Below are 22,264 nucleotides of genomic sequence, written 5' to 3' on the forward strand. Positions count from 1 at the left end.
GATGGAAGGGTCAAAGCAGCGGAGTCTGGGGCTTTCGGTCAGACTCCGCTTTCTGAAGCGCGTGGGTATACTGCTGCGATGAGCGACGGGTTGAATCCGGTTGGGATCAAGGTGGCGGGGATCAAGATGATTCCGGTGATGGGTGGCCGGTACAAGGTGTGGACCAAGCGGATGGGCGAGGGGCCCCTGAAGGTTCTGCTGCTACATGGCGGGCCGGGGTTTACTCACCAGTATCTTGAGGCGATGGAGTCGTTTCTGCCGCAGGCCGGTATCGAGATGTACTACTACGATCAGCTTGGGTGCGGGAACTCGGACAAGCCGGATGATGCGTCGCTGTGGACGCGGGAGCGGTATCGCGAAGAGGTGGAAGAGGTCCGCGTGGGGCTGGGGCTCGAGGACTTTGTGCTGTATGGGCAGAGCTGGGGCGGGATGCTCTCGATCGAGTATGCGCTGAAGTATCAGCGACACTTGAAGGGGCTGGTGATCTCGAATATGACGGCGGGGATCCAGGCTTACCTGGGGCGGTTGGATTACCTGAAAGGGCTGCTGGGGCCAGAGTCGCGGGAGCGACTGGAGATTCTGGACGCGGCGCGAGACTACGACAATCCGGAGTACGAACGGATCATGATGGAGGAGCTTTATCCGCAGGTGATCTGCAGAACAAAGCCGTGGCCGGAGCCGGTGACGCGGGCGTTCCGTGAGGCGAACCTTGCGATCTATAACGAGATGCAGGGCAAGAGCGAGTTCGTGGTGACGGGGAACTTCAAGGACTGGGAGAGCTGGGACCGGCTGCACGAGATCAAGGTGAAGACGCTGACGATCGGCGCGGCGCACGACACGATGGATCCCGAGGACTTGAAGAAGATGGCGGAGATGGTGGCGGATGGGACGTCGCTGATTTGCCCAAATGGGAGCCATCTGGCGATGTGGGACGACCAGGAGGTTTACTTTGAAGGACTTCTGCGGTTCTTGAAGTCGCTGTAGGGACAGCGATGCGAAGGGCTCTGCAAACTTCCTGGGAAAAGGACTGACGATGAAGCAGGAGCCGGGACGAGGAACAGTGCTGGAGGTGTTCCTTGCCTTCCTCCGCCTGGGGTGTGTGTCTTTCGGAGGACCTGTGGCTCATCTGGGCTACTTTCAGAAAGATCTCATTGCGCAACGAAGATGGTGCGACGAAGACACTTTTGCAGAGATCATCGCGTTGGCACAATCGCTTCCTGGGCCATCGAGCAGCCAGGTTTGTTTCGGCCTGGGCATTCTACGAGCCGGATGGTTTGGCGGACTCGCGGCGTGGATTGGGTTCACTCTCCCTTCTGCGGTGCTCATGCTTGTGTTCGCCTACGGGACAGCGTATCTCTCTGGGCCGCTGGGCGCTCGCGTTGTCCACGGTCTACAGCTCGTCTCCGTCGCTATCGTTGCTCAGGCAGTCATGACGATGCAGCGTTCTCTCGCTCCGGATCGCGAGCGGATGACGTTAGCCGTGATTGCTCTTGCCATCGTCCTCTTCGGGCCTTCACATTTTGCGACGCTTCTGGCTATCCTGGTTGGCGGCGCGGCGGGTGTCCTGCTCTTCCACTCTGCTGCGTTGCCGGAGCCGAAGGTTGTGCTGCTGCCTTCTTCAAAGCGAGAAGGGATTTTTTGTGCAGTTGGACTTCTTGCGCTGCTCGTCGTGCTGCCGCTGGCTGGCTATCTCTCCCATGCCTTGGCGATCAAAGTGCTTTCGGCCTTTTACCTCTGCGGGGCGCTGGTCTTTGGCGGGGGGCATGTCGTTCTGCCGTTGCTGAAGACTGCGGTGGTCGATCCCGGCTGGGTAAAGGAGTCCGTCTTTCTTTCGGGGTATGGAGCAGCCCAGGCTCTGCCCGGACCGCTTTTCACTTTCGGAGGGTTTCTAGGGGCTTCTATCCAGGGATCGGCGCATCGTGTCTGGTTGGGTCTGCTCGGACTCATCGCGCTGAGCGCGCCGGGATTGTTGGCAATGGGTGCCATCTTGCCGTTCTGGCACCGCTGGCGTGAGCTTCGACCGATGCAGGCCGTTCTGCGAGGCGTCAACGCCGCAGTTGTTGGTGTGCTCATCGCTGCGCTCTTTTCCCCGCTTTGGACATCCACCGTGCACGGCCCTTGGGACTTTCTGATTGTGCTGGTTGCGTTCGTCCTGCTGACTCAGTGGAAGATTCAACCGGTGGCGGTTGTCGGCCTCATGCTTGTTCTCAGCCTAGCGGTGCACGTCTTTTAGAAGACAAGTCGTCGATCCGTGACGAGGCACTCGGGAAAGGGAGACGCCATTTAGGGAACGTTTACCAGGACGTCGATTGCCGATCGTATGTTGAGGCTGCTATAAAGATCGGCCTTGGAGGAAACATGGATCGACGGATGTTTGTGTTGAGTGCTGGAGCGACCGTAGCGACGCTGGGATTTCTGCCGGGCCGGGTGGGGTTTAGTCAGGGCGATGGGGTAAACGTTTCCTCCAATTTGCTACTACTCGGGACTGACTACTATCCAGATCAGACGCCTGAACATCTTTGGGAAGACGACGCCGTGCAGATGGCGGCGATGGGCATCACGAATGTCCGCATCGCTGAGTTTGCCTGGGCTCTTATGGAGCCGAGGGAGGGCTTCTTCCACTTCGAGTGGCTGGAGCGTTCGGTGAAGATTTTGAACGCGCATGGGATCGCGGTGATCCTAGGGACGCCGACGGCTGCACCGCCTTCGTGGCTATCGAAGAAGTATCCCGAGATCCTGATCGTGAATGAGCATGGCGTCACGCTGACTTATGGGTCGCGGAGGTTCACCTGTCCGACGAATAAGACTTACCGGAAGCTGTCGTTGACGATTGCGACAGAGATGGCGAAGCGGTTCGCCAGTACGCCGGGTGTGGCAGGGTGGCAGATCGATAACGAATTGACGCTGGGAAGCGACGCGCGTTGCTACTGCCGGTTTTGCGGCGAGGGATTTCAGGCGTGGACCAGGGAGAAGTACAAGACGCTGGAGGCGGTAAACGAGGCGTGGGGGACGGTCTTCTGGAGCAACACGTATACGGACTGGACGCAGATTCCGGTGCCGCTGCCATCGGGCGCTCCGACGAATCCGGGTCTGATGCTGGACTATGACCGGTATCAGAGCTACGCGAATGTGAGCTATCTCGAAGAGCAGTTGATGGTATTGCGGCGGGAGTGTCCGAAGCACTTTATTACGACGAATAACCTGCCGGGTGTGGTGGACACGATCGACGCGCGGGACCTGTATCGGAAGCTGGACTTCGTCTCGGCGGACAACTATCCGGGGTTCTTTGCGCTGTTCTTTGGCGGGCAGAGTACTTCTTCGGTGGCTTCGTTTGCGCATGATTTTTCGCGCAGCGCAAAGGATGGCAAGCCCTTCATGATTATGGAAGAGCAGTCGGGCAAGGCGGGGCAGCCGTACTTTTCGCCGCAGCCGGAGCCGGGGCAGATTCGGCTGTGGACGTACCAGGCGGTCGCGCATGGAGCGATGGGGATCAACTACTTCCGCTGGGACACGGCGAACTTCGGGGCGGAGGAGTACTGGCACGGGATGATCCGTCACGACCGGTCGCATAGTCCGGGGTTCGACGAGATGAGGCAGACGATCAAGGAGCTGAAGTCGCTGGGGCATGAGGCGCTGAATGCTCCATATGTGGCGGAGGTGGCGCTGTGCTTCGACTCGAACTCCGATTGGGCGCTGACGATTCAGCCGAGCCAGATGAATCTGAAGTACGCGACGGAGCTGATGACCTGGTACGGGTGCGTGGGAGCGTCGAACGCGGGCGTGGATATCGTGGACGCAACGAAGGACCTGTCGCAGTACAAGGTGCTTTACGCGCCGGTGATGTACATCGTCACCAAGCAGCAGGCGGAGCGGATTCGCAGCTTTGTGCAGGGTGGTGGAACGTTTGTCGCAGGTTTCCGGCTGGGCGTGAAGGAGGAGAACGACCGCGTGGTCGATACTCCGCTGCCGGGGCTGTTGAGGGATGTGATGGGTGTGGAGGTGCTCGACACGCAGCCGATTTATTCGGAGAAGCAGGGCGTTAAATTCTCGGGCATGCTCGCGGGGAACGAAGCGGAGTGCAAGGTGTGGAGTGACATTCTCGACCCGAAGGGAGCGGATGTTCTGGCGACTTATACGACGGGGCAGTACGCCGGGAAGGCGGCGATTACGTCGCATGGCTTCGGTAAGGGCAAGGCAATTTATGTGGGGGCGCATCTTGAGCCGGCGGATCTGGCTCGGGTGCTTCTGACACTCTCCGCGACCTCGGGGGTGAAGGTTACAGCGGATGTGCCTCGCGGAGTGGAGATCACGACGCGGCGGTCAAACAAAGGGACGCTGACTTATCTGCTGAACTACAACGCTGCGCCGGTCTCGGTAAAGGTGGCGGGGAAGATGAAGGATGCGCTGAGCGGGGCGGCGGTGTCGGAGACGGTGAGTTTGGAGGGTTACGGGGTGAGGGTGCTGGAGGGAGCATAGAGCTTCCAAGCAGCAGAAAAAGCAATGCCAATGCGGGGTCTCTCGACTACGCGACGGACTGTGATGCTGTCCGGCGCTTCGGTCGAGAGGACGTGTTTCCAGCAACGTATCTCAGCGGATAAAGCCGCGCTCAGAATTTACAGCCTGTAGTACGGCTGACGTCGTGCCCTTATGTAGGCTTTCTCTTATAACTCCGCTGAACTGAAAAGGCGGACCTGAGTTCTGGTCCGCCGCTTCAGTTTAAGGTTGGAACGGATGCTTACTGAGCCTGGATTGCTGCGCCGGGACCGCCGCCTGCAGGGGTCGGGTTCAGCTTCTGCTGCGCGATCTGGCCGATGGGCCCCTTGGCGTCCTTGTCCTTGAGCTGAGCGTAGATCTTCTTCGCGTCGGCGGGCTTGCCTTCGGACTCGTAGAGTTCGGCGAGCTGGAGTTGGGCGAGACCTGCGGGGACGGTGGAGGTGGGCTTGGCGGTGAGCTGGTTGTAGAGGTCGATGGCTTGGGGATCGCGGCTGGTTTGGCGATAGAGCTGAGCCAGAGAGAGCTTGGCAAGCGCGGAGAGATCGGAGTTCCAGCCGTCGGCGACCTTCTTGAGGGTGGTCTCGGCGGGGCCGTTCTGGCCGGCTTCGATGTAGGTGAGGCCAGCGAAGTAGAGCGAGAGCTTCCCCGAGTGGGTCATGCCGTACTTGTCCGAGACGGTGAGGAACATGGCGTTGGCGGCCTTGGCGCGCTCAAGGACGGAGGGGTAGGTCTTGACGCCGGGAGGCACGGGCTGACCAGCTTGAGCGATGGGCGTCTGGTAGGCCTGCATGGCGGCACCATAGTCGGTTGCTGCCTGCTCCGAGCGGTGGTTGTAGAGAGCGAAGCCACCGATGAGGGCTACGATCGCGACGAGCAGAACGGCGGCACCGGTGATGAGGGTGCCGCGATTGGCGCTGGCCCAGGAGATGCCGGAGTTGGTGGTGTCGATGAACTGGTCGTGCTTGAGAGTCTCTTTGGTCTGTTGATCCACGGTGGTTGTGTCTTCCTTTGAGTTGTTCCGCGGCGGCGAGGTGATCCGGCCATCTGGCGGAACTGAAAAGATGTCCGCGCTGAAGGGACGGCGCGAATCTTTAGTGTAACAGCGGGGAGGCGGGGTCGGCTGAGTCCAGCCGGACGGGAGATGAAGTGGCGGGGCTTGTCGCAGCGGGGCCGGCCGGGTCTTCTGCCGGCGCAGTGAGGCCGTCGGAGGGCTGCAGTTCGGTGCTGGTGGTTAGAACAAGATCCGGGGCGTCTTTGGGTAGCTTGAGGCGGCCATCGACGAGGAAGGCGGCGACGGCTGCTCCGGTGACCTGGGGAGCGAAGAAGGTCAACGGGATGACGTACTTTTTGCTCTTGACGAGGGCCTCGGCTACGCCGTCGACGGAGTGGCTGCGGTGGATGTTTCCGGGAACCTGTGGGATGGTGAAGAAGGTCGCGTGCAGCTCCGGGTGGCGCTTGTCGTAGACGACGAGGGATCGGGCGATCTGCTTGGGGGTCATGATGCCGAAGTCAGCGATGACATTGCGGCGGATGGCGTCCGGCATGTAGTGCTGCAGGACGGAGCGGGAGAAGTCGGCGCAGTTGCGATAGAAGAGATTGAAGTGGGCTACGTTGCGGCGGTCGTTGAGGATGGCGATGAGTTCGAGGTCCTGATCGGGCGTGGTATCGAAGCGAAGGCCATCGATTCTTCGGTTGAAGGAGGCACCGACGAGCTGGGTCCAGTCGCCTTTTGGGGCGCGGTCGTCGAGGGTGGTGGGAGCAATGTCGAGAAGGTACTTGCGGCGGTAGGCGTCGCGGAGGGCGGCGGCTTCCTTCTTGTCGACGCGTTCGGGGATCTCGCTGACGGAGTCGACGGCGTAGAGATAGGGGATGACGGGGATGGCGACCCAGTCGTACCCGCCTACGTGGTGGTAGCGGCTGAGGACGACTCCGGGTTCTTCTTCTCGGCAGGGGCGAAGGTGGGTGGGGGCGTCGGCGCAGACGTTGTCGAGATAGATGGCGGCGTGGCCGGTGGGGTTGAGTGCGCCGAAGGTGCCGTAGGGCTCTTCGAGGAGGAAGGACGCGGAGGCGGAGGCAGACAGCGGGTATATGAGTACCAGGATGAGCAGAAGTGCAGAGGGAGGGAGGAGGGCTCCTCGTTGGGAGCCTTGTTCGGCTGTCATGTATGGTTTGACGCAATTTCGGTGGCTGGCGATCTTTGAGAGGGCTAGCGATGAGGTTATGTGAGGGATAGGCAGTGGCTATATTGCTGATTCGAGGGCGTGTGGGCGCGTAGACTGGGAGCATCACTTTCAGAGGGTTGGGGAGCGGCGGCGGGGGTTGCGTCCGGGCGCGGTGTGGTGGGGCAAACGCGAAATGCGGGGGTCTCTCCGCTGCGCCGTGCGATCAAGCTGCACGGCTTCGGTCGAGATGACGATCTTTAGGGGGGTCGATGCAGGCTGGTAGTCCAGAGGTGACTGTTCCGTGCGTGGTGGTGCCGCCGAAGAAGCTGGCGAATACACCGAATGGCGATCCGGAGCAGGCTTATAACCCGCTGGGGGTGAAGAATACGGACTCGTGCCTGCCGCTGCGCAGGACGGGGCCGGTGATGCATGACTACGCGTGCGAAGGGCCGGCGGCGGGGGACATTACCCTGCGGTGGATTCATGGGTCGGTGGTTGCGGCGAAGAATACCGATCCCCGGGTACATGTGATCGCCTACAACGAGGACACGTACATCCTGCGGGAGAATCCGTGCGTGCATTGGGAGGCTCCGTTTACCTATCTGCTGTTTGGAAACAGTGAGGCGCTGCTGATCGATACGGGAGCTACGCCGGATGCGGCGTACTATCCGCTGCGGGCCACGGTGGATGCGCTGGTGCGGCGGTGGTGCCAGTTGCGGGGGAGAAAGACGATTCCGCTGACCGTGGTGCTGACCTCGGGTGAGGACGTCTCGCAGCACCAAGGGCGGGGGCAGTTTGTGGGACGGCCGGACACGACGCTTGCGCCGATGGAGCTGGCCGAGGCGAAGGCCTTCTATGGGTTGAGCAAATGGCCGCATGAGACGCGGAAGATCGACCTGGGCGGGAGGGTGATCACCGTCATTCCTACGCCGGGGACGCATAAGGATGGGGTGACGTTTTATGACTCGTATAACAAGATGCTTTATACGGGTGACCTGCTGTATCCGGGGCGGATCATGATCGCGAACGATCGCGACTATGTGGCCTCGCTGACCCGGCTGAAGGCTTGGAGCGAGAGCCATCCGGTGAAGTGGGTGATGGGTGGGCACGTGGAGATGATGTTCGTGCCGGGCAGGGCTTATCCGAGATTCAGGAACCATCGGGAGTTTGAGCATGTGCTGCAGTTGGAGCCTGGCGTCATCGCGGACGCGCTGGTGTCTGCGACTGGCATCGTTGGGCAGGCGAAGGTGGTGTTTCGGGAGGAGTTTATCCTGCTGAACCGGGTGGGGCCGGATGAGCAGGTTTATCGGACCGGGGCGGATATGCCGGATATTGCGGTGCCGTTCTGGCTGCCTTGAGGGATCTGTGGCGGACCCACTCATCGCGATGATGCTGCGATGAATGGGGCACAGAGTGTGTGGCGCACAAGCAACAGCAGATTCCCTTCGGGAATGACAAAGAAAAAGGGGAGGTGAGTTTCTTGGATCGTAGAAGTTTTCTGACTTTGCCGATTGTTTCGGTGGTGATTCCTACGGTGTCGGCTGTGATGGAGCGGGAGGCGGTCGCGGAGCCGCCTATTGCGGCGAAGGTGATCGACTTCACAATCAGTGTTCCAGCGGCCGGGACTTGGCCGGATAAGTGGATCTGCGGATCGCCCTCTTGTATGGACAACAAGGATCCGGCGGTGCAAGTGCATTGGTATAACGAGCACACGGCGTACCTGCGGCAGAACAAGGCCTACAGCTACGAAGCCCCGTTTATGCACCTTTACTTTGGGAACGAACGGATACTGTTCATCGACCAGGGGTATACGCAGCTACGGACGGATTGGGGGCTGCGGGATGCGGTCGACCAGTGCATTGCGGAGTGGTGCGGGCGGAATGGACGCAAGCCAGAGGAGATGGGGCTGCTCTTGAGCTTCAGCCATCTGCATGATGACCACTATGCGGGGATCGACCAGTTCTGGGATAGGCCGAATACGCGGTTCATGGGGCAGACACACGAGGAGATGGTCGGGTTCTGGGGGATGACGAACTACCCGGAGGAGCGGGTGGCGCTCGACCTGGGAGGGCGGAAGATTCTGATCTGGGGAAGCCCGGGGCACGTCGAGTCAGAGTTTGCTTACTACGACGAATACACGCAGATTCTTTTCACGGGCGATATGTTCTACCGGGGGCGGTGCTACATCAGCTTCTGGGACAAGTGGTACAAGAGCATGGAGCGGCTGATGAAGTTCCTGGAGACGCACCCGGTGACGCATGTGGTTGGATGTCATGTGGAGATTAGCAAGACGGGCGAGGACTATCCGTACGGGATTACGTATCAGCCTGACGAGGCGCCAGTGCAATTGACGGTGGCGGAGCTGAAGCATGCGTACGAAGTGGCGAAGACCGTGACCAAGCCGGGGATCTACTTCACCGGCTCAGTGTTTCTTTGCAACCAGACGCGCGGAATGACTACGGTGGACACGAATCCCTATGCGTATGACTAGAAACTGAACCGCCCATCTGCGGCTCCGAAAAGGAGCGGCAGATGGGCGGTTCGATGACGGTTCTACGAGGACCGATTTACTTCTTGGTGGCGAAGGGGTCTTTCTGTTCGTCGTACTGCTTCTGCACGAGATAGACGAAGTGCGATAGGGCGCGGGCTACGCGGAGGGCGTGCTCTTCGTCCGCTTCGTAGTAGATGCGGAGTGCGCCTTCGGTAAAGGGCTCGCCGGTCTTCTGCATGCTGTTGACGCAGAGAACGTTGTCCTTGCACCAGACCTTGACGTTGGTGGGCGGGTGGCCGCTGACGACGAAGGACTCGCAGTCGAGAAGATAGACAGGAACGCTCTGGCGGAAGCCGGAGTCGAGCTTGATGACGCCAGTTTCGACGCTATACGTGAGGGTAAAGTTTGGGACGGTCGCACGGCCGGCTTCAACGAGATACTTCGTCGTCTCTTCGAGCGAGGGGCCTTCGACCTGGCAGGCAGCATGAGCGACGGAATGGCAGGAGATGCCCAGCAACATTACCAAAAGAAATCTGAAGCGGTGGATGGTCTGCCAGTGCATTAAATCTACCTTTCGCGTTATGGATCTGGTGAATCGCTTGGAGGGACGAGATCCAACTACACGAAGGAACGACAGAAGAGCATAAACGCAACTCAAGGCAGACAGCAGGTGGCGAGGATTTGTCCTTGAGGTGATGCTAATGGCTTTGCCCTTTATGGGCAAGAATTTTTGGGCTTCAGGGGCCAAGTGTGACACGAAAGTGGCAGACATCGCTTGATTTAGCGGGTCGGTGCCGCCGGAGAGGAGCCGTCTTTCTTGGCAAGCCAGAAGCTGGCTTACCTGCGAAGTGTTATGCTTCCTGCGCCCGAGAGAGGCAGTTTCACGCGGATGCGTAATGCTCCGCAGAAGGTGAATCCTACTTGAAATACTCGCGTTCGCTCGCTTCTGTTCCTACCTTGATTTCGTTGACCGCCTTCCTTTTCCTGTCCGGCAGTTGCGCCCTACTGCGTAGTCAGGCAACAGATCCGATTGCGACTGCACCTGCAGCAACAGTTCCTTCAGGCACCCCTGTAGTTGCTGCACCGACGCTTGAGATGGTTTTGCTGGTCACAGATCATATCCATCGGCCTGTCGACGACGTGTCGTTGGAGAGGCTGCGGTTGAAGACCGCAAATGGAACGCAGATTACGCCGCTCTCGATGCGCCGGGAGGGTGAGGATCCGCTCTCGCTGGTGATTCTGATCGATGCGAGCAGGGACAGCTTTCACGATCTTGCCAAGCTGGGCGACGAGTTTGCAGGGTTGGTGGGATCGCAGTTGCTTCCAAAGGATCGGATCACGATGTACGCGGCCGATTGCACGATGACACGCTCGATGAACAATGGGGTTCCTGACGCCGCGGCATTGCGGAAGGGGGTGAGCGACGCGATGACGTTCCCAACGCTGCATGGGGGTAAGGATCACTCGGCATGCGGCAAGACGTTTCCGCTGTGGGACGACATCGCCGTAGCGGTTGCGGGACTATCGCATGCTCCGGGAAGGCGGGCGATCCTGCTCATCTCAAGCGGTGAAAGTGGCGGTGGGAAGTACGACTGGCTGGCAGTGGAGCAGTACGCGTTCGACCAGGGAGTGGCCATCTTCGGGCTGAGGGACAAACGGCAGGCAGATGCGGACGACTTTTCACGGAACTCGCTGACGACCACACACGGAACACCGGGTGCAACCTCCTCCTTCGCCCCGCCGCCCGCTGCGCGTTCGGTCAATAATCTGGAACTGCTTTGCGCTAACGATGGTGGCCTGACGCTAAGTTCGGCCCCGGAGTTCCGCAGAGACGGAATTGCAGGCATCCTCTTCCTGATCCGTAACCGATTTATCCTGACGATTCCGAAAGACGCTTACCAGGTGGGGACGACGCATGGGGTCAAGGTCACCCAGACTGGAGCGTCGCCATACTTTATGACGGCGACGGGAGCGTTAGAAGCAACGGCGAAGTAAATGACAGCGGAGTAAGTGACGGCGGAGCAATGGCCGCTTTTTGCGGACGGCTTGTGCAGTTAATCAGGCTGCATTGAAGACATCGACAAAGTGCTGACAAGAATAAGACCGAGCCAAGACAACTTTCCGGCGGGGAAGGTCCATGCTTGCTTTGATTGAGCCAACGCAGGACCAGTGCCAGTGCAAGTATCCAGTTCTCGGCTTCCCTTCTCCGGTGCCGGGGGCTTAGCGGATAACACCGCTCTAGAAGAGTTTTCTGCCGCAAGCCTGCGTCGCGTGATGTTTGCGTGGCGCAGGCTTATTTTTGCGAGTTGAAGCTACTTGATGTCACGCCAGTTCTGGCCGATGCCTACGTCGGCGACGATGGGGATGGAGAACTCGGCTACGTGTTCCATCTCGTGCTTGACCAGGGCCTGAAGCTCTTCGGCCTCTTCGGGGACTACGTCGAAGAGGAGTTCGTCGTGGACTTGAAGGGTCATTTTTGAGCGGAGGTTGCGGGCAGTCATCTCGCGATCGAGGGCAATCATCGCTAGCTTGATGAGGTCGGCGGCGGTGCCTTGCAGCGGCGTGTTGACGGCAGTGCGTTCGGCGAATCCGCGCATGTTGGGGTTGCGGGACTGGATGTCCGGGATGGGGCGGATGCGGCCGAAGTAGGTCTTGACAGCTCCGTCGCGGCGGACGGTTTCGAGGGTCTCGTCGATGAAGGTGCGGACGCCCTTGTAGCGGTCGAAGTAGGTCTCGATGTAGAGCTTCGCTTCCTTCTGGTCGATGCCCAGCTGGGCGGCGAGGCCGAAGGGGCTGATGCCGTAGACGATGCCGAAGTTGACGGCCTTGGCGCGGGCGCGCGTCTCCTTGGACATGGTGGCGGGGTCGACGCCGAAGACCTCGGCTGCGGTGAGGGTGTGGATGTCCTGGTCAGTTCGGTAGGCATTGAGCAGGAGCGGGTCCTGCGAGAAGTGGGCCATGAGGCGGAGCTCGATCTGCGAGTAGTCGGCGGACATGAGGACGTTGCCGGGGGCGGCGATGAAGGCGGTGCGGATCTCGCGACCGAGGGCGGTGCGGGTGGGGATGTTTTGCAGGTTGGGGTTGGTTGAGGAGAGCCGGCCGGTGGCGGTGCCTACCTGATTGAAGGTGGTGTGGACGCGGCCTTCGGAGTCGGCGAGGGTCGGAAGCTGGTCAGTGTAGTTGCTGCGCAGCTTGGACATCTGGCGGTACTCGAGGACGAGAGCGGGAGCGGCGTGGTGTTCGGCCAGTTCTTCGAGGACGTCCTGGGCGGTGCTGACTACTTTTCCCTTGCCGTACTTCATGGGCTTGGGGAGGTTCATCTTATTGAAGAGGACGTCGCCTAGCTGCTTGGGCGAGTTGATATTGAAGCGATGAGGGGAGTCGAGGCCCATGGTCTCACCGGCGAGGGAGTAGATGCGCTCGGCGAGGTTGTCGATGTCGATGGAGAGGCGACTGGAGAGAGCGCGGAGGACTTCGCTGTCGACGCGGACCCCGGTCTGTTCCATGCGGAGGAGGACAGGGACTAGGGGGAGATCGATCGTCTCATAGACGTTATGAAGCGGGGAGATATCTTCCTTGCGCGTTGGCTTTTCGGTTACCAACATCTCGAGGGTCACAGCACCGCCGAGGGCGGGGTCATCTTTGGGGATCTCGTGCTCGAAGGTGCCGGCTTCGGATAGTTGCGTGGAGAGCGCAGTCGCGAGGCGAACGATGGCGGCAGCGGCTTCGGGAAGGCGGTTGGGGTCGGCGGGATTGAGCTTCGTGGGCTGATGGATGAGGGCTCGGCTGGTGGTGCGAGCGGCGATGTCGGGCAGCGTGTGCGAGCCGTGGGTTGGGTTGACTAGGTAGCTGAGGAGCATCACATCGTCGCGGACTCCGGCTAGTTCGATGCTATGCGGAACGAGAGCGCGGAGGACGGCTTTGAGGTCGTGGAGGTCTTTGGGAAGAGTGGAGTCGGCGAGGGCCTCTTTGATGCCTGGGGCGTCGAGGGAGACTTCGATCGCGGAGTCGGCTGTCACGGCCAGGCCTAGGCGGCAGGCGGGGTCGGGGGCATCTGTGGCTGCACTAGAAGCAGGTCCTCCGCCTTCGACGAAGGATGACAAGGTTTCGGGGGTTGTGTCTGCAGGAGCGCCGAAGAGGGACATCGTCTCGGCGGGTGGTGGCTCTACTTCGGCCTCGGTGGCGGGGTCTTCGATGGCAAGCTCTTCGGAGAGTGCACGAGCGTCTTCGAAGATGGCTATCGCTAGGCCCTGCGGGAGGCCGGTTTCGGAGTTGATCGCGCGAGCAGCAGTGAGGAGATGATCAATTTGTAACTGCGTGGGTTTCAAATCGTAGGAGATGACGGTGTTGTCGACAGAAGGGGCGAGTTCTTTGAGCAGCGTGGTAAATTCGAGCTCGGAGAAGAGGGCGCGGCAGGCGGCGTTGTCGACGGGCTGGGTGCGCATGGCTTCGATGGAGAAGTCGATGGGCACCTCGGTGTGGATGGTGACGAGCTCTTTCGAGAGGAGAATGTTGTCGCGATTATTTTGTAACGATTCGCGATACGTTTTCTTCTTAACTTCGTCGGCGCGGTCCAGTGCGGCTTCTACGGAGCCAAACTCCTTGATGAGGTCGATGGAGCCTTTGTCGCCGATGCCGGGAGCGCCGGGAATGTTGTCGACCGAGTCGCCGCGCAGGGCCATCACGTCGATCACCTGTTCGGGCGGGACGCCGAGGACATTGGTCACGCCGGCTGGATCGAGGATGAGATTGTCTTTGGTGGGATTGAGGATGCTGACTTCGTCGGTGACGAGTTGCATCATGTCCTTGTCTGGCGAGATGACGTAGACGTGGTGACCGAGCGCGGCGAGCTTGTGCGAGAGGGTGCCGATGACGTCGTCGGCCTCGAAGCCCTCGTAGTAGAGGATGGGGATGCGGAAGGCTTCGAGGGCGCGGCGGATGTAGGGCTGCTGCTGGATGAGGTCGGGTGGAGTCTCGGCGCGGTTGGCCTTGTAGCCGCCATACTCGATGGTCTCGAAGGCCTGGGTCTTGATGTTGAATTTTTGGACGTCCTTCAACTGGGTCGCCAGCTCGTTGCGATGGACCGGGGCGCCGACGTCATAGATGGCTGCGAGGTACTGCGGGGAGAAGTCTTTGCGCAGCTTGTTGATCATGTTGACGAAGACATAGGTCGCGGCGGTGGGGATGCCGGTGCGCGTCGACATGGGGCGCTGGCGCTGCATGGCGTGGTAAGCGCGGAAGATGAAGGCCATGCTGTCGAGAAGGTAGATTGGGGGCTTGGAGGATTGTTTCGCAGAGTCGTTGGGGTTGATCGCCATGGCTCTTTGAGGATAGCGCCTCAGACCAGGAGCATGCAGTCGCCGTAACTGAAGAAGCGGTAGCGCTGCTGGACTGCGTGGTGGTAGGCGGAGAGGATGAGTTCTCTTCCCTGCTCTGCGCTGGGGGCTTGAGCGGCGAGAGCGCTGACCAGCATCAGGAGCGTCGATTGTGGGAGGTGGAAGTTGGTCAGCAGTCCCTGCACGATGCGAAAGGTGTGTCCGGGGGAGATGAAGATGCTGGTCTCGCTGGAGTGGGGCTCGAGGGGTTTGCGGTCGGCGACTAGGGCGCAGTGTTCGAGGGTGCGGGTCGTGGTGGTTCCAGCGGCGATGATTCTTCGTCTGTCTGCGAGGGCTTCGTTGATAGCCGTGGCGGTGGCGGCGGGGAGGGTGTAGTGCTCGGCATGGAGGCGGATGTCGGCGAGGTGGGTGGCGCGGACAGGTTGGAAGGTGCCAAGGCCTACGTGGAGGGTGACGTACTCGATCTGCACGCCCTTGGTTTTGAGGGCTTGCAAGACTTCAGGAGTGAAGTGGAGGCCTGCGGTGGGAGCGGCGGCGGAGCCGGGCTGGTTGGCGTAGACGGTCTGGTAACGTTGGCGGTCCTCGGCTGCGTCATCGCGGTGGATGTAGGGCGGCAAGGGCATGTGGCCGATGCGATCGAGGATGGCGTGGAAGGGCTCGGAGTTGGGGACGAAGCGGAGGATGCGTTCGCCGAATTCTCCTGTTGTGAGGACTTCCGCTGTGAGGGCTATTTCGTTAGTGACTGGATCGGCAAAGTGGAGGTGTTCGCCGGGCTGGATCTTGCGGCTGGGACGGACCAAGGCGGACCAGATGTTTTCTTGTTCTTCGCTGGGGAGTTGCTGGGTGAGGAGGACTTCGATGCGGCCGGTTGGGTCGGGGGAGCTGGCCTGGGTTTGTGGGCTGCGGGCTCGGGTGGCGAAGAGGCGCGCGGGGATTACACGGCTGTCGTTGAGGATAAGGAGGTCGCCTTCGCGGAGATAGCTGGGGAGGTTGGCGAAGGTGTCGTCTTTGAGGGTGCCGGTGGCGCGGTCTACGGAGAGCATGCGACTGGTGCCGCGGATCGCGGGCGGGGATTGGGCGATGAGGTCTTCGGGAAGGTCGAAGTTGAAATCGGAGACGAGCACTTTGATGAGTTTAATGCAGATGGAAACAGAAGCGGTTCGCGCGGGGCGCGAAGGCCCACATCTCAGAATCGAGATATGGGGCACCCGCTGATGCGCGGATATTGAACGGTGGGGAAAACAAGCATCGGCAACGGCGAAATGCGGGGGTCTCTCCACTGCGCCGTGCGGTGAAACTGCACGGCTTCGGTCGAGATGACGCTTCTGAGGGGAGGCCGGTCGGCTAGAGCACCTTCTGCGTCATCGCAACGGCTTGATCGAGATTGGCCTGGACGGTTTGTTCGGTGACTTCGGCGGCGGGGACGTGGGGGGGCCAGGTGATGAGAACTCGGCTGAAGGGCTTGGGGATGAGGAAGCGGTCCCAGGTCTTGAGCTCCCAGGCGCGGAGGGGAAGGACGTAGAAGGTGCCGACCCAGGTGCCGACGAGCTGGGCGAACTGGGCGGTGCCGGGCTTGGCGACCATGTTGGGGCCTCGGGGGCCGTCGGCGGTGATGGCGCAGCGGGTGCCTCGGCCGTACTCGTCGGCGATCTGTTTCAGGGCCATCGCGCCGCCGCGCGAGCTGGAGCCGCGGATGGCGATGAACCCTAGGCGCTCGACCGTGCGGGCTATGAGTTCGCCATCGAAGCTGCGGGAGATGAGGATGGCGATCTTCTGGCCGCGGAAGTAGTAGGCGCAGGAGAGAAGGCAGCGGTGCCAGAAGGCGTAGACAACCGGACCGGGGATCTGAGAGCCGGGAGTGACACCGGGGGAGATGATGTCTTCGTAGCGGAGGGTCGAGCCGAGGATGCGGATGAGCAGCGAGGCCAGGCGCGGGACGAGGAAGAGGGTCAGGCGCTGGGTGAGGGTGTAGTTGGGTGGTGGCACTTGGCTAGTTTAGCGGGAGCGGTTCGTGCTTCGCACGAATATCCCACATCTCAAAAGCGAGATGTGGGGCACCCGGCTTTTTGGAGTTCCGGAAGTTAGCTGTATTTGAGCCAGCGCAGAAGTTCGGGCAGGTTGGGTTTTTTGCCGTACATCAGGATGCCGACGCGATAGATGCGGGCGGCGAACCAGAGGATCGCGGCGATGGTCAGGACGAGGCCCGCGATCGAGATGGCGATCTCGTACCAGGGTGGCTGGCTGACCGCGATGCGGACGTACATGATGAGCGGTGTGCAGAAGGGGATGAAAGAGAAGACCTTCGCCACGGTGCCGCTGGGGTCCGAGACGACGGTGAAGACGACGCCGGAGCAGGCGATGAGAGGCAGCATAAGGAAGATGTTCATCTGCTGCAGTTCCTGCTCGGAGCTGGTCATCGCGCCGAGAGCAGCGGCCATGCCGGAGTAGAGCGTGTAGCCCAGGAAGAAGAAGACGACGAAGAAGATCCCCTGCCGGGCGGTGATGTGGAAGGCGAAGTCGTCGCCGAGGGAGATGAGGCCGGGGGCGCTGAGGGCGATAGCTCCGAGGAGCCAGATGCCGACCTGGGTGAGGCCGACCGATCCGACGCCGAGGACCTTGCCGGCCATCATCTCTTCGGGCCTGATGGTGGCGAGAAGGACCTCGAAGATGCGCGAGGTCTTCTCTTCGATGATGGAGCGGGCGACGTTCATCCCGTAGAAGAGGATGACGAAGTACATGATGAAGAAGAGGCCGAAGGCGACGGCTTCGCCGGAGGAGGCGGAGTCTTTGCTGGCGACTGAGGCGTCGAGATCGATGGGCTGCATGAGGGCTTCGACGTCGTTGGCTCCCATGCCGGTGTGGGCGAGGCCCTGGCGGGTGAGGACGGTGCGGATGGATTCGCTGAGCTCGTTCTGGGTGTTGATGTAGCCCCTGGCGCGCGTCTTCCACTCAAAGGTTGGGGCTGCGTGCTCGGATACCGGAGGGGTAACCCATAGATAGCCGTCGAGGTCTTTGCTCTTGAGTTCGCCTTCGAGCGTAAGACGCGTATCAGCTCCACCGCCTTGCGGTGACAAGACGTTTGCGGTGATCTTCGGGTGCTTGTGCTTCGCGAGCTCCTGCTGGAGATCGAGGCCGAACCTGGAGTCCTGGGTGACGATGGCGAGGTTCACATCCGACTTCGCGTTCTTGCCTGTGGCGTAGTTCATGGCGAAGGTGAGGCCGCCCATGAGCGCGGGGATGAGCACGGTCATGACGATGAAGCTTTTGGCGCGGATGCGTTCGACGTACTCGCGCTTGGCAATGAGCCAGGTGTTATGGAAGAAGCTGGGCTGGACGCTAGACATGGGCGACTCCGTTTGCGTTGGCGTTGGCCGCGTTCTGGGCGGTCACGCGCTCGATGAAGATCTCTTCGAGCGTTGGCTCCATGACTTCGAAGCGGGAGATGCGGGCACCGGTGAGGGCTTCGGCGAGGACGGCGTTTGAGGCGGCGGCGAGGTCGGAGGATGGAGCGAGCTTGATCTCGGCGTGGCCGCTGTAGTTCTTGGCCTCTTCGATGGCGGGGTGCTTCAGGAAGGCGTCCGAGCCTTCGAAGACGACCTGAACGCGGTTGCGCGGATAGGTGGACTTCACCTCGCGCATGGAGCCGGACAGGAGGAGATGGCCGTTGGCGATGAGGGCGATCTCGTCGCAGAGCTTTTCAACCTGGTCCATGCGGTGGGTTGAAAAGAGGACGGCTTTGCCTTCCTTGCGGAGGTCCACCAGAGTGTCTTGAAGCAACGTTGCGTTGACCGGGTCGAGGCCGCTGAAGGGCTCATCCATGATGATGAGATCGGGCTCGTGCAGGAGCGAGGCGATGAACTGTATCTTCTGCTGCATACCCTTCGAGAGTTCTTCGGTCTTCTTGGGGATGGCCTCGGTGATCTCCATGCGCTCGCACCAGATGAGGGAGCGCTTCTTCGCCGTCGCTGCGTCGAGGCCGTGGAGCTGTCCGAGGAAGACGAGCTGATCGAGGACGTTCATCTTTTTGTAGAGGCCGCGCTCTTCGGGAAGATAGCCGACGCGGATGAGCTGGCTGCGATCGAAGGGCTGGCCGAAGAGCGAGACGGTGCCGGAGTCGGGCACGGTGATGCCGATCATCATGCGGATCGACGACGTCTTGCCGGAGCCGTTGGGGCCGAGAAGACCGAACATGGTGCCGGGCTCGATCTTGAAGGAGAGTCCGTGGACGGCGATTTTGGTGTCGTACGCCTTGCGGACGTTGTGCAGTTCAACGATGGACATGGGATCTCGGGGTGGTGTGATGAGGTGAGTTTATCAGGGAGAATCCTGCGGCTTGTTTACGAGAGAGGAGCGAAGCGTGCGGCGTTGATCCAGTAGCGGGTGGTAAGGGTGACTTTGCCGTTGTGCTGATATTTGTCAAAGTAGCGAATGAGGGAGGCTTCGAACGGGGCGAATTCCGGCGTCCCGGGCAGCGGCGCGTGGGAGAGCGACAGGGTGAGGCCGCGCAGGGATTGCCAATCGAGAGACATCTCGCCGGGGATATCTTTCTGGTGGAACTCGCCGTTGGGGAAGAGGTCTTTCAGGCGCTGATAGACAGCGTAGGAGACGCGCGTGCCTTCGCCATCCCTAGTGTAGGGGCGGAGGAAGTCTTCGTAGGCGATGTTCTCTTCCCTGCCCTCTTTTGAGCGGCCGAAGGCGATGATGATGACCCAGCCGCTGGGCTTGAGGATGCGGCGAAACTCGAGAATAGTAGCTTCGAGGTCGAACCAGTGCAGGGCACGGCCCACGGCGACGGCCTCGACAGAGGCATCTGGGAGGCCAGTGGCTTCGGCGGTTCCGTTGATGATGGAGAGCGCGGAGTTCGCTGGGTGAAGTTCGAGGCAGGCTTCGCGCATCTCGGCGTTGGGCTCGATGGCGAGGACGCGGTTGCCGTTGGCGAGAAAAATATCGCTCAACATGCCTGTGCCCGCGCCGATGTCAGCAATGGTCCAACCGGGTTTGAGGCTGCACGAGTCGCGGAGGATGGGAAGAACGATCTCGGGGTCGTAGCGCTCGCGGTAGGCGACGTATGCGGAGACTCGGCCAGTGAACTTTTCGGTGTTGCTCATGTTTCCATTCTCGCTTAGCGCGCAGCGCAGGCTTTGAGGTAGGCGCGGGCGAGGAAGATGAGTTCCTGCTTGAGCGGTTCGACGTGTTTTTCAGGCGAAGGGCCTTCGAGCAGGCGGCGGCTTACTCCCGCCATCGCGCTGCTTAGCATGGAGGCGACAAGGTCGGGATCGCTCAGAGGGGGATCGCTGGTAGTGGCGAACATCGCGGCGACGGACTTGCCGGAGTGAAGGCCGACCTGCCGCGCGATCTTCATGCCGTCGACATCGGCGCTGATGGAGTACATGGCGACGCTCGCGTTGGCGTTTTTCATCTTGGCATCGAGGAAGGCGGTGATGAGGGCGGTGCCCATCTCTTCGAGGGAGCGGCCGCGTTGCTCGTGGCAGACGCGGTCGATGGCGTTGGTGACGGCCTCGAGATGGCGGCGGAGCGCGGCCTGCAGGAGGGCAGTCTTATTGGGGAAGTACTGGTAGAGGGTGCCGACCGAGACACCGGCTCGCTCCGCGACGCGGGTGGTGGTGAACCGCTCCCGGCCGACGGTGAGCAAAACCTGAACGGTGGCCTCGAGAATGGCCTCGACACTGGCAGTGGAGCGGGCCTGAACCGGCGATTTGCGGGGCTCTAAGAGGACTGCGGATTGCGGGGGCAAATGCGAACTCCTAACCTGAAGCTTTCTTCATCTAAACACAGGAAGAGCGAAGAACAGTAAGAAGCAGCGAAGGAGAAATAGATGTGTGACTCGAGGAATTTTACGTTTCCCGGAACTTCGATGACGGTGGACCGGATGGGTTATGGCGCTATGCAGCTTGCGGGGCCGCATGTCTTTGGTCCGCCGAAAGACAGAGCGGCGTGCGTTGCGGTTCTGCGCGAAGCAGTTGAGAGCGGCGTGAACCATATCGATACCAGCGACTTCTATGGGCCGCATGTGACCAACCAGATCATCAAGGAGGCACTGCATCCTTACAAGGATGGACTGGTGATTGTGACCAAGGTAGGAGCGACGCGCGGAAGCGATGGATCGTGGATCACGAGCATGAAGCGCGATGTGCTGGTGAACGGCGTTCACGACAATCTGCGCAACCTTGGACTGGATGCGCTGGATGTGGTGAATCTGCGCAACGGCGGGCTGGAGCGGCCGGACGAGGGTTCTCTGGCAGAGCCGCTGGCAGTGCTTGCGGAGTTGAAAGAACAAGGGCTGATCAAGCATATCGGCCTGAGCCAGGTGACGCCGGAGCAGTTCGCGGAGGCGGAGAAGATCATGCCAATCGTGTGCGTGCAGAATCTCTATAACGTCGCGAAGCGGGGCGACGACGAGTTTGTAAAGACTTTGGAGAAGAAGGGTGTGGCCTATGTGCCTTACTTCCCGCTTGGCGGATTTACGCCGTTGCAGTCTTCGGAGCTGGATTCCGTTGCAGGAGAGTTGAACGCGACGCCGATGCAGGTAGCGTTGGCGTGGCTGCTGCAGCGATCGAGCAACATGCTGCTGATTCCGGGGACTTCGTCGGTGGGGCATCTGCGGGAGAATCTCGCGGCGGCGAATATTTTGTTGTCGCCGGAGGTTGTGGCTCGGCTGGATGCGATTGGGGGTTAGGGTTTACGTCCCACATCTCGGAAGCGAGACGTGGGGCACCCGTTCGATTGGGTCGAAGACGATTGCTTGAAGACTGATTGCGAGAAAGATCCGAGCGGATGTAGTGAGGAAGAAGAGATGCAGGTCCTTCGACTACGGTTGGCGCAAAATCGCGCCAACCTCCGCTCAGGATGACGGAATTATTCTTGAGCGATTGAGAGGATCTCAGCTTCGGCGCGGGTCTGGCTTAGGTAGCCAGCGGCCCAGTCTTCATCGCCGCGACCTGCGGCGATTGCTGCTTGCATGTGTTGCTGGTACAGGTCGCCAAGCGGCGTTGGGGTGTGGCTGGATTGGGCGGCTTCGCGGAAGAGCCTTGTGTCCTTTGCGCCGAGCTTGACGGTTGCGCCTGGGCTCTGCGGTGGATCGATCATGAACTTGCCGTAGTTGCCAACAAAGGCCGATTGAAAGAGAGCGCTGTTCACGGTCTCGAGGAAGATGGCGGGGTCGATTCCATTTGCTTCGGCTACTGTGAAGGCCTCTGACAGGGAGGCGATGATCGAGGTGATCATAAAGTTCCCGGCCACCTTGACGGCATTAGCCTGGCTGGGACGTGTGCCGACGATAGTGTGGCCGCGCGAGATGTGTTCGAGGACGGGCATAGCCTCGTTGATGACTGCCGAGTCGCCAGCGATTGCGAGCCAGAGCTTGCCTTCGGCGGCTACGTTGGGGCGGCCGAATACAGGGACGCTGAGAAAGAGCTGATGGTGTTCGGTGTGCGCGGCTTCGAGACGTTCTGCCAGGGCTACTGAGATGGTCGATAGCGAGATGTGAATGGCGTTCGACGGGATGGCCGCGAGCGTGCCTTGGGTGAAGAGGACGTCTTCGACGGCGCTGTCGTCGGTCAGCATGGTGAAGATAATCTCCGCGGAGCGCACAGCTTCCGTGGGAGGCGATGCGAGTACGGCTCCGCGTTGAACGAGAGGATCGGCCGCGGACGCAGAGCGGTTCCAGACGGTGAGACTGTGGCCTTTGTCGATGAGAAGCGAGGCGATGGCAGTGCCCATCTTGCCGAGGCCGAGGAATGCGATCTGCATGAGGTGTTCTC

Annotated in this window: 18 protein-coding genes; 7 read left to right on the forward strand and 11 right to left on the reverse strand. The window is 60.6% G+C overall.

The genetic code is table 11. The features are described 5' to 3' along the window. Positions 1-78 precede the first annotated feature (78 nt). The 3 genes from HDF16_RS06885 to HDF16_RS06895 all read left to right on the forward strand — a co-directional run bounded on the left by HDF16_RS06885 (position 79) and on the right by HDF16_RS06895 (position 4,476). Entirely contained in the window at positions 79-984 is a 906-nt protein-coding gene (locus HDF16_RS06885) for a proline iminopeptidase-family hydrolase (protein ID WP_184214841.1), read from the forward strand. Positions 985-1,033: 49 nt separating this feature from the next. Beyond that, complete coding sequence (gene chrA / locus HDF16_RS06890) at positions 1,034-2,233, forward strand: chromate efflux transporter (RefSeq protein WP_184214843.1); 1,200 nt, start codon at positions 1,034-1,036, stop codon at positions 2,231-2,233. Positions 2,234-2,358: 125 nt separating this feature from the next. Next, positions 2,359-4,476 (forward strand): beta-galactosidase, encoded by a 2,118-nt coding sequence (locus HDF16_RS06895; protein WP_184214845.1) that lies wholly within the window; start codon positions 2,359-2,361, stop codon positions 4,474-4,476. Between the two features lie 259 nt (positions 4,477-4,735). On the opposite strand, the gene HDF16_RS06900 is transcribed toward HDF16_RS06895, so the two are convergent. Both HDF16_RS06900 and HDF16_RS06905 read right to left on the reverse strand, forming a co-directional pair. Then, positions 4,736-5,485: a tetratricopeptide repeat protein gene (locus HDF16_RS06900; RefSeq protein WP_184214847.1), complete on the reverse strand. Its 750-nt coding sequence runs from the start codon at positions 5,483-5,485 to the stop codon at positions 4,736-4,738. A gap of 100 nt (positions 5,486-5,585) precedes the next feature. Beyond that, a complete protein-coding gene (locus HDF16_RS06905; RefSeq protein ID WP_184214849.1) occupies positions 5,586-6,656 on the reverse strand; it encodes a hypothetical protein in 1,071 nt (356 codons plus the stop codon). A 269-nt stretch (positions 6,657-6,925) separates the two neighbouring features. On the opposite strand from HDF16_RS06905, the gene HDF16_RS06910 reads away from it, so the two are divergent. Further along, positions 6,926-8,014 carry an MBL fold metallo-hydrolase gene (locus HDF16_RS06910; RefSeq protein WP_184214851.1) on the forward strand — a complete coding sequence of 363 codons (1,089 nt, stop codon included), beginning with the start codon at positions 6,926-6,928 and terminating at the stop codon, positions 8,012-8,014. A gap of 113 nt (positions 8,015-8,127) precedes the next feature. Beyond that, entirely contained in the window at positions 8,128-9,147 is a 1,020-nt protein-coding gene (locus HDF16_RS06915) for an MBL fold metallo-hydrolase (protein WP_348641259.1), read from the forward strand. A gap of 76 nt (positions 9,148-9,223) precedes the next feature. Here the strand turns inward: HDF16_RS06915 and HDF16_RS06920 are convergent, their stop codons facing one another. After that, on the reverse strand, positions 9,224-9,709 hold the full coding sequence (locus HDF16_RS06920; protein WP_184214852.1) for a hypothetical protein: 486 nt from the start codon (positions 9,707-9,709) through the stop codon (positions 9,224-9,226). A gap of 599 nt (positions 9,710-10,308) precedes the next feature. Here HDF16_RS06920 and HDF16_RS06925 point away from each other — a divergent pair. Beyond that, the gene (locus HDF16_RS06925) at positions 10,309-11,142 is read left to right on the forward strand and encodes a hypothetical protein (protein WP_221312578.1); all 834 of its coding nucleotides are present in this window, start codon (positions 10,309-10,311) and stop codon (positions 11,140-11,142) included. A gap of 317 nt (positions 11,143-11,459) precedes the next feature. On the opposite strand, the gene polA is transcribed toward HDF16_RS06925, so the two are convergent. From polA to HDF16_RS06960, 7 genes are all read right to left on the reverse strand, one after another. Beyond that, positions 11,460-14,465 (reverse strand): DNA polymerase I, encoded by a 3,006-nt coding sequence (polA, locus tag HDF16_RS06930; RefSeq protein WP_184214856.1) that lies wholly within the window; start codon positions 14,463-14,465, stop codon positions 11,460-11,462. Positions 14,466-14,485: 20 nt separating this feature from the next. Further along, positions 14,486-15,607 (reverse strand): tRNA preQ1(34) S-adenosylmethionine ribosyltransferase-isomerase QueA, encoded by a 1,122-nt coding sequence (queA, locus tag HDF16_RS06935; protein ID WP_184214858.1) that lies wholly within the window; start codon positions 15,605-15,607, stop codon positions 14,486-14,488. A gap of 220 nt (positions 15,608-15,827) precedes the next feature. Next, a complete protein-coding gene (locus HDF16_RS06940) occupies positions 15,828-16,469 on the reverse strand; it encodes a DUF374 domain-containing protein (RefSeq protein WP_184214860.1) in 642 nt (213 codons plus the stop codon). 95 nt (positions 16,470-16,564) lie between these two features. After that, positions 16,565-17,827 carry an ABC transporter permease gene (locus HDF16_RS06945; RefSeq protein ID WP_184214862.1) on the reverse strand — a complete coding sequence of 421 codons (1,263 nt, stop codon included), beginning with the start codon at positions 17,825-17,827 and terminating at the stop codon, positions 16,565-16,567. Then, complete coding sequence (locus HDF16_RS06950; protein WP_184214864.1) at positions 17,820-18,764, reverse strand: ABC transporter ATP-binding protein; 945 nt, start codon at positions 18,762-18,764, stop codon at positions 17,820-17,822. Before HDF16_RS06950 ends, HDF16_RS06945 begins: the two co-directional genes overlap by 8 nt. A 56-nt stretch (positions 18,765-18,820) precedes the next feature. Then, complete coding sequence (locus HDF16_RS06955) at positions 18,821-19,591, reverse strand: class I SAM-dependent methyltransferase (protein WP_184214866.1); 771 nt, start codon at positions 19,589-19,591, stop codon at positions 18,821-18,823. Positions 19,592-19,605: 14 nt separating this feature from the next. After that, entirely contained in the window at positions 19,606-20,238 is a 633-nt protein-coding gene (locus HDF16_RS06960) for a TetR/AcrR family transcriptional regulator (protein WP_184214868.1), read from the reverse strand. Positions 20,239-20,319: 81 nt separating this feature from the next. Here HDF16_RS06960 and HDF16_RS06965 point away from each other — a divergent pair, with 81 nt between their 5' ends. Continuing rightward, positions 20,320-21,180 (forward strand): aldo/keto reductase family oxidoreductase, encoded by an 861-nt coding sequence (locus HDF16_RS06965; protein ID WP_184214870.1) that lies wholly within the window; start codon positions 20,320-20,322, stop codon positions 21,178-21,180. A 179-nt stretch (positions 21,181-21,359) separates the two neighbouring features. Here HDF16_RS06965 and HDF16_RS06970 read toward each other — a convergent pair whose 3' ends face one another. After that, positions 21,360-22,253, reverse strand: a complete 894-nt coding sequence (locus tag HDF16_RS06970; RefSeq protein ID WP_184214872.1) for an NAD(P)-dependent oxidoreductase — start codon at positions 22,251-22,253, stop codon at positions 21,360-21,362. Between the last annotated feature and the right edge of the window lie 11 nt (positions 22,254-22,264).

Origin of the sequence: Granulicella aggregans (assembly GCF_014203275.1) — a bacterium.
In the GTDB taxonomy this organism is placed as follows: Bacteria; Acidobacteriota; Terriglobia; order Terriglobales; family Acidobacteriaceae; genus Edaphobacter.